Here is a 13,795-nt window from a genome sequence, read left to right as displayed (position 1 = left end):
GACGCCCGAAGTGTGCCGCTGCTGGACGAATCCTTGCCAGGATGAATGAGGACGAACATGAGCGGGTCTGAGGTTGAGCGCGAGAACATGGTTGCCAATGCGCTGACGGCGGACCCGGCCGTGAAAACGCCCGCGCGCGAGCACACTTGGCGTCCCGAAGCCGAGGGTCTGTACGACCTGTCGCGCGAAAAGGACGCCTGCGGCGTCGGCTTCATCGCCAACATCAAGGGCGTGAAGTCGCACCAGATCGTGTCCGACGCGATCCGCATCCTGTGCAATCTCGAGCATCGTGGCGCGGTCGGCGCCGATCCGCGCGCCGGCGACGGTGCGGGTATTCTGGTGCAGATTCCGCACGCGTTTTTCAGCCGCAAGGCCGCCGAGCTCGGCTTCTCGCTGCCGGCGCCGGGCGAATACGCCGTCGGCGCGCTGTTCATGCCGCGCGACTCGTCGTGGCGGAAGGTGATCAAGAGCATCGTCGCCGACCAGATCAAGGCCGAGGGCCTGACGCTGCTGGGCTGGCGCGAAGTGCCGACCGACAACTCGTCGCTGGGCGAAACCGTCAAGCCGACCGAGCCGGCCAACATGCAGGTGTTCATCGGCCGCGGTCCGCTGACCAAGTCCGAGGACGAATTCGAGCGCCAGCTCTACATCCTGCGCAAGTCGATCTCGAACGCGATCTATCAGCGTCGCGAGCGCGGCCTCGCCGGCTACTATCCGGTGTCGCTGTCGTGCCGCACCGTTATCTACAAGGGCATGTTCCTGGCCGACCAGCTCGGCAAGTACTACCCGGACCTCGCCGAGCCGGATTTCGAATCCGCGCTGGCGCTGGTGCATCAGCGGTTCTCGACCAACACCTTCCCGACCTGGTCGCTGGCGCATCCGTACCGCATGGTCGCCCACAACGGCGAGATCAACACGCTGCGCGGCAACGTCAACTGGATGGCGGCGCGGCAGGCCTCGGTGCACTCCAAGCTGTACGGCAAGGACATCAGTCGGCTGTGGCCGATCTCCTATGAGGGCCAGTCGGACACCGCCTGTTTCGACAACGCGCTCGAATTTCTGGTGCGCGGCGGCTACTCGCTGCCGCACGCCGTGATGATGATGATCCCGGAGGCGTGGGCCGGCAATCCGCTGATGGATGAGCAGCGCCGCGCCTTCTACGAATATCACGCCGCGCTGATGGAGCCGTGGGACGGCCCCGCCGCGCTGGCCTTCACCGACGGCCGCCAGATCGGCGCGACGCTGGACCGCAACGGTCTGCGCCCGGCGCGCTATCTCGTCACCAAGGACGACCGCATCGTCATGGCGTCCGAAATGGGCGTGCTGAAGATCCCCGAGGATCAGATCGTCACCAAGTGGCGGCTGCAGCCGGGCAAGATGCTGCTGGTCGACCTCGTCGAGGGCCGGCTCATTCCGGACGACGAGATCAAGGCGCAGCTGTCCGCCAGCCAGCCCTATCGTGACTGGCTGAGCCACACCCAGATCGTGCTCGAAGAGCTGTCGGACGCGCCGGTCAAGGGCCAGCGCTCGAACCTGCCGCTGCTCGATCGGCAGCAGGCGTTCGGCTACACTCAGGAAGACATCTCGATCCTGCTGACGCCGATGGCGTCGACCGGCGAGGAAGCCTCGGGCTCGATGGGCAACGACACGCCGCTGTCGGCGCTGTCGGACAAGCCCAAGCCGCTGTTCACCTACTTCAAGCAGAACTTCGCCCAGGTCACCAACCCGCCGATCGATCCGATCCGCGAGGAGCTGGTGATGAGCCTGGTATCGATCATCGGCCCGCGCCCGAACCTGTTCGACACCCAGGGCCTCGCCGGCACCAAGCGCCTCGAAGTCCGCCAGCCGATCCTCACCGACGGCGATCTGGAAAAGATCCGCTCGATCTCCGAGGTCGGCGATTCGCATTTCAAGTCGCGCACGCTCGACACCACTTTCCACGCCGGGCTCGGCGCGGCCGGGATGGAGCAGGTGTTGGACGAACTCAACGCCCGCGCGGAATCCGCAGTGCGTGACGGCGTCAACATCATCATCCTGAGCGACCGGGCGACCGGCAGCGACCGGATTCCGATCCCCTCGCTGCTCGCCTGCGCGTCGGTGCATCATCATCTGATCCGCGTCGGCCTGCGCACCTCGGTCGGCCTCGTGGTCGAGTCGGGCGAGCCGCGCGAAGTGCATCACTTCGCCTGCCTCGCGGGTTACGGCGCCGAAGCCATCAACCCGTATCTGGCGTTCGAGACCATCATCGCGCTCAAGGACAAGCTGCCGGCCAAGCTCGACGACTACGAGATCGTCAAGCGCTACATCAAGTCGATCGGCAAGGGCCTGCTGAAGGTGATGTCCAAGATGGGCATCTCGACCTATCAGTCGTATTGCGGCGCCCAGATCTTCGACGCCGTCGGCCTGCGCAACGACTTCATCGCCAAGTACTTCGCCGGCACGCATTCGCAGATCGAAGGCGTCGGGCTGGCGCAGATCGCCGAGGAGACGGTGCGCCGTCATCACGACGCGTTCGGTGAGGCGCTGGTCTACAAGAGCGCGCTCGATGTCGGCGGCGAATACGCCTTCCGGTCGCGCGGTGAAGATCATGCCTGGACGGCCGAGTCGGTGGCGACGCTGCAGCACGCGGTGCGCGGCAATTCGCAGGAGCGCTATCGCGCCTTCGCCCGCATCCTCAACGAGCAGCAGGAGCGCCTGCTGACTCTGCGCGGCCTGTTCAAGATCAAGAGCGCGGAAGCCGAAGGCCGCAAGCCTGTGCCGATCGAGGAGGTCGAACCGGCGGCCGAGATCGTCAAGCGCTTCGCGACCGGCGCGATGAGCTTCGGCTCGATCTCGCGCGAAGCGCACACCACGCTGGCGATCGCCATGAACCGGATCGGCGGCAAGTCGAACACCGGCGAGGGCGGCGAGGAAGCCGACCGCTTCAAGCCGATGGCCAATGGCGATTCGATGCGCTCGGCCATCAAGCAGGTCGCCTCGGGCCGGTTCGGCGTCACCACGGAGTATCTCGCCAACTCCGACATGATGCAGATCAAGATGGCGCAGGGTGCCAAGCCCGGCGAAGGCGGCCAGCTCCCCGGCCACAAGGTCGATGCCACCATCGCGGCGGTGCGTCACTCGACCCCCGGCGTCGGCCTGATCTCGCCGCCGCCGCATCACGACATCTATTCGATCGAGGATCTGGCGCAGCTGATCTACGATCTGAAGAACGTCAATCCGACCAGCGCGGTCTCGGTCAAGCTGGTGTCGGAAATCGGCGTCGGCACCGTCGCGGCCGGCGTCGCCAAGGCGCGTGCCGACCACGTCACCATCGCGGGCTTCGAGGGCGGCACCGGCGCATCGCCGCTGACCTCGATCAAGCACGCCGGCTCGCCCTGGGAAATCGGCCTCGCCGAGACGCACCAGACGCTGGTGCGTGAGCGGCTGCGCTCGCGCATCGTCGTCCAGGTCGACGGCGGCTTCCGCACCGGCCGCGACGTCGTCATCGGCGCGCTGCTCGGCGCCGACGAATTCGGCTTCGCCACCGCGCCGCTGATTGCGGCGGGCTGCATCATGATGCGCAAGTGCCATCTCAACACCTGCCCGGTCGGCGTCGCGACGCAGGACCCGGTGCTGCGCAAGCGCTTCACCGGCCAGCCCGAGCACGTCATCAACTACTTCTTCTTCGTCGCCGAGGAAGTCCGCGAGCTGATGGCCGAACTCGGCTATCGCAGCTTCAATGAGATGGTCGGCCAGTCGCAGATGCTCGACCAGCAGGCGCTGGTGGCGCACTGGAAGGCCAAGGGTCTCGACTTCTCCAAGCTGTTCTACAAGCAGAAGGCCGAGAAGGGTCAGACGATCTATCACTCGGAGACGCAGGACCATCACCTCGAGAAGGTGCTGGACCGCGAGCTGATCGCCAAGGCGCAGCCGGCGATCGACCGCGGCGCGCCGGTGAAGTTCGAGGTCGACATCAACAGCACCAACCGTTCGGCCGGCGCGATGCTGTCCGGCACGGTCGCCAAGCATTACGGCCATGCCGGCCTGCCGCACGACACCATCCAGGTGCACCTCAAGGGCACCGCGGGTCAGGCGTTCGGCGCCTGGCTGGCGCGCGGCGTCACCTTCGATCTCGAAGGCGAAGGCAACGACTATGTCGGCAAGGGCCTGTCCGGCGGCAAGATCATCGTCCGGCCGCCGGCGATCTCCGGCATCGTGCCGGAGGAGTCGATCATCGTCGGCAACACAGTGATGTACGGCGCGATCGAGGGCGAGTGCTACTTCCGCGGCATCGCCGGCGAACGCTTCGCGGTGCGCAATTCCGGCGCCGTGGCGGTGGTCGAAGGCGCCGGCGATCATTGCTGCGAATACATGACCGGCGGCATCGTCGTGGTGCTCGGCAAGACCGGGCGCAACTTCGCGGCCGGCATGTCGGGTGGCGTCGCCTATGTGCTGGACGAGGACGGCAGCTTCCCGAAGCTGTGCAATTTGGCGATGGTCGAGCTCGAGCCGGTGCTGTCGGAAGAGATGATCAACGCCGGCACCTATCACCAGTCGGGCGATCTCGAAGCGCACGGCCGGGTCGATGTGTTCGCCGATCTGCTCGGCAGCGACATCGAGCGGCTGCACGTCCTGATCTCGCGCCACGCCAAATACGCCGGCTCCAAGCGCGCCGCCGAGATTCTGGCGAACTGGAAGGAGTGGCTGCCGAAGTTCCGCAAGGTGATGCCGGTCGAGTACCGCCGCGCCCTGCGCGAGCTGAAAAGCCGCGCCGCCGAGGAGCCGAAGATCGCCATCGGGGCGTAGTTTCACGCGAAGCCGTCACCCTGAGGCGCCCGCGCGACGCGCGGGCCTCGAAGGGTGACAGCGACAGGACACAGCAGAACATTCATCCTTCGAGGCTCGCCCTTCGGGCGAGCACCTCAGGATGACGACCGGATTAGAATTCAGGGGCGTTGGTAGTCTGATGGGCAAGGTCACGGGATTTCTGGAAATCGAGCGTCACGACCGCGCGTATGCGCCGGTGGCGGAGCGCGTGCAGAACTATCAAGAGTTCGTCGTACCGCTCAGCGACAAGGACCTGCGCGACCAGGCCGCGCGCTGCATGAACTGCGGCATTCCGTATTGCCACGGCACCGGCTCGCCGCATCCGGGCACGCCCGGCTGTCCGGTCAACAACCAGATCCCGGACTGGAACGACCTCGTCTATAACGACAACTGGCAGGAAGCGTCGCGCAACCTGCACTCGACCAACAACTTCCCGGAATTCACCGGCCGGATCTGCCCGGCGCCGTGCGAAGCGTCGTGCACGCTGAACATCGACGACAACCCGGTCACGATCAAAACCATCGAATGCGCCATCGTCGATCGCGCCTTCGCCAATGGCTGGCTGCCGCCGGAGATCGCCGCGAACAAGACCGGCCAGAGCGTCGCCATTATCGGCGCCGGCCCCGCGGGCCTCGCCGCCGCGCAGCAGCTGGCGCGCGCCGGTCATGACGTCCACGTCTACGAGAAGCTCGCCAAGGCCGGCGGCCTGCTGCGCTACGGCATCCCCGACTTCAAGATGGAGAAGCATCTGATCGACCGCCGCGTCGCGCAGATGGAGGGCGAGGGCGTCACCTTCCACTACAACACCCCGGTCGGCGGCACGGCACCCGGCGCGGTCGATCCGGCCGAGCTGCTCAAGCAGTACGATGCCGTCGCGCTCACCGGCGGCGCGGAGTATCCGCGTGACCTCGCGATCCCGGGCCGCGAGCTCGCCGGCGTGCACTTCGCGATGGATTTCCTCACCCAGCAGAACCGCCGGGTCTCCGGCGAGCCGCTCGGTGACAGGCCTGAGATCCTCGCCACCGGCAAGCGCGTCGTGGTGATCGGCGGCGGCGACACCGGTTCGGACTGCATCGGCACCTCGATCCGCCAGGGCGCCGCCAGCGTCACGCAGATCGAGATCATGCCGGCGCCGCCCGAGAAGGAAGACAAGGGTCTCACCTGGCCGAACTGGCCGATGAAGATGCGCACCTCGTCGAGCCAGGCCGAAGGCGCGGCCCGCGACTTCGCCGTCAACACGGTGTCGTTCGAAGGCGAGGGCGGGCAGGTCAAGAAGCTCAACTGCGTCCGCGTCGACGGCGCCTTCAAGCCGATCCCTGGCACCGAATTCGTCATCGAAGCCGACCTCGTGCTGCTGGCGATGGGCTTCGTCTCCCCGGTGAAGGACGGCCTCCTGGCCCAGCTCGGCGTCGCCCTCGACCCGCGCGGCAACGTCAAGGCCGACCTCGAGCGCTTCACCACCTCGCTCGACAAAGTCTTCGCCGCCGGCGACATGCGCCGCGGCCAGTCTCTCGTCGTCTGGGCCATCCGCGAAGGCCGCTTGGCCGCGCAGGCGATCGACCGGTTCCTGATGGGTAGCACGACGCTGCCGAGGTAAGCCGCACGCGGCAACCACCGCCGCCGTAGGATGGGTTGAGCGCAGCGATACCCATCGTCGCCTCACCGCGAGGCCGATGGGTTTCGCGTTGCTCAACCCATCCTACGCCGCCGTGACAAGCGATCCGCCGCAAGGCATCCGCCGGCGAGCGAGTTCACTGCGTTGACCACCTGCTCGGTCGTCATGCGCGGGCTCGACCCGCGCATCCATCGCGCGCGAAGCGCGCCATCAGTAAGTCTTATCAATGCCGAAGGAAAAAGGATTGTCAGTTTATGTCCGGCAATGGCGATTACGTGCGCCAACTGGATATGGAGAAACTCCCCCTCAGCACCAAAAAGGCGCGCAGTCGTAAGGCCTCGGATGAGGTTGAAGGCTGGTGCCGGAGCTTCCAGGGAATGAATTGTAGATGAATTTAGCATTCTAAGTTGCCGCTCGTCGCGCACGCCAGCGCTTACATGAGTCGCATAGTTGATCTATCAATCAGAAGGGCGGTCTATAAATCGTCGATATCAGGTCGTGTGTATAGCTAGGGGGTGGCCCGAAGCCATCTACAAAAGAACTGCGCTCTTTCCATGAGTCTCTGAAAGCTTTCAGCGCGCTCGCTAATCGCGTGAGGGTCGCAGTTAGAGAGGATATCTACGCCAACTGTTGTCTCGTGGTAACTAATGTTCTTAGTTGCGAGTAGTCGCTTCAGTGTTTGTTTTCCATGTAATCCTTCGCAGGGGGTTGGTGCCTGAACATCATAAATCTCAAATAAGTACTTGGTGTCCGCCAGCATCCAGTTTTCTATCATCCGGTCAGGTGAGCAGACAATTAGTTCATTCTCAACGGCTCCAAGTTCGACAAGAAGTCGTGTTAAATCGCGTTCTATATCAATCGCGGATTGGGCGCGTCCCTCTCGGTCAACTATTATTACAATGGGGTAGTATCGCCCTCTAAACAACTTGATGAGGGAATTTGCAGCCTTCGCAATGGCTTTTAAAGCCACGTCTTTGCCGTTCATTCCTGTAGTTCTGATCGGCGATCCGGGGCAGAGGCGCTGAATGATTTTCTTTTCCGTGAGTCCGTCAACTATAAACGCCGCGCTCATTATTCCAATGCTCCGGACAGGTAGAAGAAGCCGGCGCCAAAGCCGGTTTCGTTAATTTCTTCCCTGATGTCGTCTGCATTGGTTGGTCGTTTGGCGAGCGTGCGACCATTCTCCATGTGAACCAAAATCATTTCGTCAGGATCGATATTGTTTAGGATCGTCTCGCTGTGCGTCGTCATAATCGCGAATCGGTCGTCAAGATCGCCGTTGAATGTCTCTCTGACAATCTTCACGATTTCACGCTGCATTAGTGGGTGTAAGAAATTTTCGGGCTCTTCGATGGCGAAGATGGAGTGGCTAGTCAAGATTGCTGTGACTAGCGTAAACCACTTTGCTGTCCCGTCTGAAACCAAGCTAAAGGGCAGTTTGAGTGTCCCATCTTCGTAAGAGACCTTAACAAAAATCCGCAATTGGTTCTCGATCGTGTCTGGTTCGACAGTAATGTCCTCGATCGATTCGTTGACTATTCGAGAGTATGAAATCAACTTAGCTAGCGTTTCGGGCGAACTTTCTGTCTGAATTAGATAGGGGCCATATGCCCAAAAATTTCTAGGGCGTGCGCTCAATGCGAATAGCACGGCCGCTAGGCCGCTGCCGTCTTCGCTTATTTCAGGTTCACTGGCGATGTCTTCGGGCTTCCGGACTGCCGAAGGGGATATGTTGAGGGACTTTGCGCCTACAAGGTCTCGCGAAATCTGCGAGGAGCCGAGCAGAAATCGCGACAAAATCTGATATAAGCATGATGTTGGCGCATCTTCCTTTATGGTTTCTTCGATGCTTGCCTGTAGCTCCGTAAAGGTTTCCTTCTTTCTCGAAAAGTGGTCTCTGAAGTGATCGGTGTTTGCAGAAACAAAATTTAGTTTGAAATCATCTTCGTCCTCTCGCAGAACTTCAACATCAATAGGCCAAATCCCGTTGGGGTCCCTCTGCTCTCCAAAAGCCATCCTCAGTCGCTGCATGGTGTAGCTCAGGGCACTATTGCTTTTGGATAGGGAGATCTCAGCGTCGTACTCGTACCAAACATATACCTTTTGATCGCTTCGATAATCTTGGTGTTCGCCGTCGCCGATGATCTTAAAAGAAATTCTCCGACGGAGCGCTCCCACGTGGTCCCTTCTGAAGATCTTACCAGCGCCGCCGCTTCTGCTGACGGCGTCCAGCAATGAGTTCCGAGCAAGGTGCGCCAGAAACTCGAGGAAGTTGATGATGTTGGTCTTTCCCGAGCCATTCGGTCCGATAAGGACATTAAGCCCTTTGTGGAATTCAAGCTTGAAATCGTCCAGCGATTTGAAGCCGGAGACACTAACTGCCCTTAACAATGCTTACGTCCTTAAATTTGAGCACGCACGAGGCTTCAGATAGATCATCTGCTGGGTCACTTGCAAGTTTGGGATCGTGGGTTTTGATCTCCTCATATTCCCTCTAACTATAATAACATAGACTTTCGTTTGCTGCCTCGATGTGGCTTCTGCAGTGCCTTGAGGAGGGGCTACCGTCGTATCGTGGTACGTACTCACGCAGCCCGGGAGGCCGAGGGTCACCGTCCGCCGCTACTACGAGCGTCCGCCGCTTCAGAGGCTGGGCGGGTGCAGTGGAGGCCGGGGAAAGCCCGCAAGCTCGCTGTGTCCCGGAAGAACGGTCCCTCGGTCACAAATCGCCGCGGTGGACGCGCCGTGAGGCGTTGCGCGAGGGATCGCATGCCCTCGCGAGACCTGCCAATTATCCGCGCCGCACGGCGCGCCCCCGCCCCTCGCTGTGACAGCGACGGGCGCACAGCTCGGGCTCGATCGAGCCGCGAGAGTAATTTGCCGTGGCAGGTCCAAACTCTCCGCGAGTCATTCCGGGGCACGCAGCGAAGCTGCGTGAACCGGAATCTCAGGCAGGCAGAACGCTTCGGGGTTCCGGGTTCGCGTAGCTGCGCTACGCGCCCCGGAACGACGGTGGGTGGGGAAACGCGGCAGAACGGCTCTGCTGCTGTAACCGGCCCGCCCCGCCGCGCCGCGATGGGTTTCGCGCTGCTCAACCCATCCTACGAACTACAAACTATCCACGAGTCATTCCGGGGCACGCAGCAGAGCTGCGTGAACCCGGAATCTCAGGCGGGCAGAACATCTCGAGGTTCCGGGTTCGCATAGCTGTGCTATGCGCCCCGGAACGACGGTGCGAGGGGCGGAGCGCTGGGGCCGAGTTACGCGTCGCTTGTTAGCAACGGAGTAGTCTGCCCTCGCGTATCACCTCACGCATTCCTTGCCATCAATCCGCCGTCGACCGGAATCACCGCGCCGGTGAGGAACGAGGCGGCCGGCAGGCACAGGCTGAGCGTCATGTGGGCGACTTCTTCCGGGTCGCCGTAGCGGTGCAGGGCGGTGCGGCGGCGGGCGTATTTTTGCTTGTGCTCGGCGCTGATGCGGTCGGTCATGCCGGTGGTGATCGGGCCGGGGCAGATGCAGTTGACGGTGATGCCCTCGGGGCCGAGCTCGACCGCGAGCGAGCGCGTGAGACCCGTGACGCCGGCTTTCGCCGCCGAATACGGGCTGTGCGGCGACGTGGCGCCGAGCGCTTCGGTCGAGGCGATGTTGACGATGCGCGGGCTCTGCGATTTGCGCAGATAAGGCAGCGCGGCGCGGATCACGCGCGGATGCGCGGTGAGCAGGATGTTGAGCGCGCGCTCCCACACCGCCTCGTAATTGGCATCGTCGATCGGGAGCGCCGCCGAGATGCCGGCATTGTTGATGACGATGTCGAGGCCGCCGAGCGTCTGCGCGATCTGTTCGACGCCGCTCTTGATCGCCTGTGCATCGCCGACGTCGAGCGCAAATGCAGTGGCATCGCCGCCGCGCGCCTTGATGGCGTCGGCGACCGGCTGCGCGCCGGCGAGTGTCACGTCGGTGACGGCGACGCGCGCGCCTTCGTCGGCGAACACATGCGCGGTGGCGCGGCCCATGCCGCTCGCAGCGCCGGTGACGAGCACGCGCAGGCCTTTGACGGAACGGCTGAGGGGTTTGTACGACATCGGTTTCCTCCGGTTGTTTCTTGTTGCGGAATTAGTGGCCGCGTAGTGCGGCCCGGCTCCGATTGACAAGGCTCGCACTGATCGACACACAGGTCAAACGCGGCCGTCGCAAGAGCCGCGGCAACGACAACACGGGAGGTTCGCGGTGAACGAACTCGATTTCAGTGGCAAGCAGGTTCTGATCGTCGGCGGCTCGAGCGGCATCGGCAACGGTATCGCGCAGGCGTTTGCCGCCCACGGCGCCAAGGTGTGCGTAACCGGCACGCGCGCGTCGCAGACCGACTACGCAGCCGCGGACGGCAGCCATTTCGAAGGCCTCACTTACGTGCAGCTCGACGTCGGTAAGCCGCAATCCGTCGAGGCATTCGCGCCGCCGATCGATCGGCTCGACGTGCTGATCCTGGCACAGGGCGCGGTGATCTATCGCCGCGGTGAGTTCGAGATGGACGGCTTCCGCCACGTGATGGAAGTCAACCTGATGAGCCTGATGGCCTGCGCGACGAAATTTCATCCGCTGCTGAAGGCGGCGTCCGGCAAGCTGATCATCGTGTCGTCGACCGCGGCATTCCACGCCACCAAGGGCAACCCGGCCTACAACGCGTCGAAGACCGGCGCCTTCGGCCTGACCCGCACGCTGGCGCAGGCCTGGGCCGAAGACGGCATCCGCGTCAACGGCATCGCGCCCGGACTGGTCGATACCAAGATGACCAAGGTCACCACCGACAACCCCAAGCGCCTCGCCGGCGCCATCGAGGGCATCCCGATGAAGCGCCTCGGCACGCCCGAGGACATGGCCGGCGTCGCCCTGTTCCTCGCCTCGCCGCTGTCGAGCTACGTGCTCGGCCAGACGCTGGCGGTCGACGGCGGGTTGATTTTGTAAGGCGCAAAGCCTCTCTTCCCACCCACCGTCGTTCCGGGGCGCGTAGCGCAGCTACGCGAACCCGGAACCTCGAATTGTTCTGCCCAGCTGAGATTCCGGGTTCACGCAGCTTCGCTGCGCGCCCCGGACTGACTCGCCGATAGGCCATCCGTCGGAAAGGCAGCAATCAGCACTAACCGCGCCGCGTGCGGCGAGTTGTCAAACGAGTCTCACCGGAAGATCGAGAAGAATCCCGATGCGGTCGGCGGCGAGGCGCGGCGCACCTGGGGCTGCTGCTGAGCCGGGGCGAAGCCGAAGAAGCCGGAGGCGGCTGGCGGCGGAGGCGGTGCGGCGCGGACGACGCGGCGTTGCTGCGGCTGTGATCCACCCTGACGCGTCGGCGCGGCGCCGTTCGGCGTGTTGCTGGCCATCGGCACGGCGCTCTTCGGCGGGTCCTTCGGCGGCGGCGGCTCCTGCGCCTTCTCGACCACGATCTCGCGCCGCGGCCAGGCATAGTCGTCGGCGCGGCCGGCCGGCGCGGCGAGCGGTTCGCCCTTCATCAGCGTCCGCGACACCAGCGCGTCGACCGCCACGGGCGACGGGCCAGGCCCGCCGAGCAGCCGATCGGTCGACACCGCCGAGGCGACCAACGGCACGATCGGGCCGGCGATCGGCCGCGGCGCCGGGCCTTCGGGCTTGGCGGGCGTGGTGTCCGGCGTCGCCGGTTCGGTCGGCAGTTCGATCGGGCCGGAGCGACCGGCGAGCAGCCGGGCGATCTCGCGCTCGACATAGTGCGCCAGCTTGCGGGCGCCGGCCTTGGTGAAATACACGCCGTCATAGGAGCGTAGCCGGCGGGTCTGGCCTTCGAAGTCCGGGCCCTGCAGCATATAGCGGCCGCCCTCGTCGACGAAGCCGTCCCAGACATCGACGTAAGTAATCCCCGCTTTGGTGGCGGCGTCGCGATACAGCGCGTTGAGAAACTGCGCGTCGGAGGTCGATTTGGTGCCGCGCACCGCCGGCAGGCCGACCCACAGCACCGGCACGCCTTTGGCCTTCAGCACCGCGATCATGTCGTCGAGCTTCTTGTTGTAGAGCTCGACCCAGCGCGCATCGCGGAACTGGGCGACGCCGCTGCCGCGCTTGGACTTCTCCGGCGCCATGATCTGCGGCGTGCCGTCGTCGTCCTCGTCGTCATCGGCCGCGTCGCTGTCGGCGGTCTTGTCGTCGGGCTTCGCGGCATCCGCCTTGGTCGCGTCAGACTTGGTGTCGGCGGCGTCCTTCTTCTTTTCGGCGGCCGGCTCGGTGATCGGCGCGCGGTCGCTGAGGCCCAGCATCATCACGATGGCGTCGGGGTTCTCGCCGGCCAGGATCTCTTTGGCGGCGGCGATCCAGTCGGACGGCTCGCCCTTGGGCTGATAGCGCAGCAGGCCCGAGACGGTCTTGTGCTTGCGGATCACGCCCATCTCGGGCTGCTCGGTGTAGGCCTGCTCGAGGCCGTAAGCGAGCCAGTCGGCCATGGCGTCGCCGAGCACCACGACGTTGCGCTCGGCGGCCGCTTCACGCTTCTCCGGCGCGGGCGCGCGCGAATAGTCCTCGCGCACCGGCGCGCGGCGCGGCGCCTGATGCTGGAACGGCGCGAACACGTCGCTGCCGAAGAATCCGCCGCCGCCGCCGTTGTAATAGCCGCCGCCGCGCTGCTGCCGGGGCGGCGGCTGCGGCGGGCCGCCGAAGCCGAAGAACTGCGCCGACGCCGGCGCGGCCACGCTGAGCAGCAGCACCGCAGAGACCGCCAACGCCGGCCCGCGCGCAGCGAGGCGGCTCAGCAGGGATTTCGGCTTGTCTGACATACGCTTCGGCCGTGCTCGCAACGGGGAGGGAAACCGGATCTATAGTAGCGGATTCGGGCCGCAACCGGGCAGCCGGGTGGCCCCATAGGCCGGCGATCCGGCGCCGGCGTCAAGGGCTGTGCCGAGGGTCGCGGATTTGGCATCCGCCGGGTGGCGGCGGACCAGCCAAGCCTCGGATTTTACGCGCAAAACGGCGTCTCCGCGAAACCGACGGTTCCGGGGGCATGTCGCCGATCGCCTGCGCAGGCATCCGGCGATGCCCGGCCGATCCTCGCAAAGGTGAAGCGAGCCCCGCGGCTGCTCCGGAACATCGCAGGGGGCCGCAAGGTCGACGGGGGCAGATCGTCGCAAGGAGAGAGCACGCATGGCTCACCACGGCATGGAGGCGGAGAGGAACCGCGCGGCGATCTGGGAAGTCGATCGCGCGTCCGGCCGCTGGCGGCTGTTCGCCACCGGCCTGCGCAATCCCGACGGCCTCAGCTTCGAGCCGCCGACCGGCGCGCTGTGGGCGGTCATCAACGGGCGCGACGAACCCGGCCTCGGTCTCGTGCCCGACCACATCACCTCGCTGAAGGACGGTGCG

The 13,795-nt window shown here is 64.3% G+C and carries 7 protein-coding genes and 1 pseudogene; 4 read left to right on the top strand and 4 right to left on the bottom strand.

Going from position 1 to position 13,795, the window contains the following annotated elements; genetic code table 11:
- Positions 1-57: 57 nt before the first annotated feature.
- Positions 58-4,785, top strand: a complete 4,728-nt coding sequence (gene gltB, locus LPW26_RS12180; RefSeq protein WP_238735514.1) for a glutamate synthase large subunit — start codon at positions 58-60, stop codon at positions 4,783-4,785.
- A gap of 160 nt (positions 4,786-4,945) precedes the next feature.
- Positions 4,946-6,403, top strand: coding sequence for a glutamate synthase subunit beta (locus tag LPW26_RS12175; protein WP_238735665.1), 1,458 nt, complete (start codon positions 4,946-4,948; stop codon positions 6,401-6,403).
- A gap of 526 nt (positions 6,404-6,929) precedes the next feature.
- Here LPW26_RS12175 and LPW26_RS12170 read toward each other — a convergent pair.
- The 3 genes from LPW26_RS12170 to LPW26_RS12160 form a co-directional block, all read right to left on the bottom strand.
- On the bottom strand, positions 6,930-7,493 hold the full coding sequence (locus tag LPW26_RS12170) for a DUF4276 family protein (protein WP_238735512.1): 564 nt from the start codon (positions 7,491-7,493) through the stop codon (positions 6,930-6,932).
- Positions 7,493-8,812: an AAA family ATPase gene (locus LPW26_RS12165; RefSeq protein ID WP_238735510.1), complete on the bottom strand. Its 1,320-nt coding sequence runs from the start codon at positions 8,810-8,812 to the stop codon at positions 7,493-7,495. The genes LPW26_RS12170 and LPW26_RS12165 overlap by 1 nt, the downstream gene beginning before the upstream one ends.
- A 917-nt stretch (positions 8,813-9,729) precedes the next feature.
- Positions 9,730-10,506, bottom strand: coding sequence for an SDR family NAD(P)-dependent oxidoreductase (locus tag LPW26_RS12160; RefSeq protein ID WP_238735507.1), 777 nt, complete (start codon positions 10,504-10,506; stop codon positions 9,730-9,732).
- Between the two features lie 145 nt (positions 10,507-10,651).
- Here LPW26_RS12160 and LPW26_RS12155 point away from each other — a divergent pair, with 145 nt between their 5' ends.
- Positions 10,652-11,386 carry an SDR family NAD(P)-dependent oxidoreductase gene (locus LPW26_RS12155; RefSeq protein WP_238735505.1) on the top strand — a complete coding sequence of 245 codons (735 nt, stop codon included), beginning with the start codon at positions 10,652-10,654 and terminating at the stop codon, positions 11,384-11,386.
- Positions 11,387-11,595: 209 nt separating this feature from the next.
- Here LPW26_RS12155 and LPW26_RS12150 read toward each other — a convergent pair whose 3' ends face one another.
- Positions 11,596-13,212: an SGNH/GDSL hydrolase family protein gene (locus tag LPW26_RS12150; protein WP_238735503.1), complete on the bottom strand. Its 1,617-nt coding sequence runs from the start codon at positions 13,210-13,212 to the stop codon at positions 11,596-11,598.
- Positions 13,213-13,588: 376 nt separating this feature from the next.
- Here LPW26_RS12150 and LPW26_RS12145 point away from each other — a divergent pair.
- Positions 13,589-13,795: pseudogene (locus LPW26_RS12145) on the top strand (PQQ-dependent sugar dehydrogenase); the annotation flags it as partial.

Origin of the sequence: Rhodopseudomonas infernalis (assembly GCF_022271405.1) — a bacterium.
GTDB lineage: Bacteria > Pseudomonadota > Alphaproteobacteria > Rhizobiales > Xanthobacteraceae > Rhodopseudomonas > Rhodopseudomonas infernalis.
Note: the sequence above shows the minus strand (reverse complement) of the source record. Positions and strands in the feature narration are given on the sequence as shown.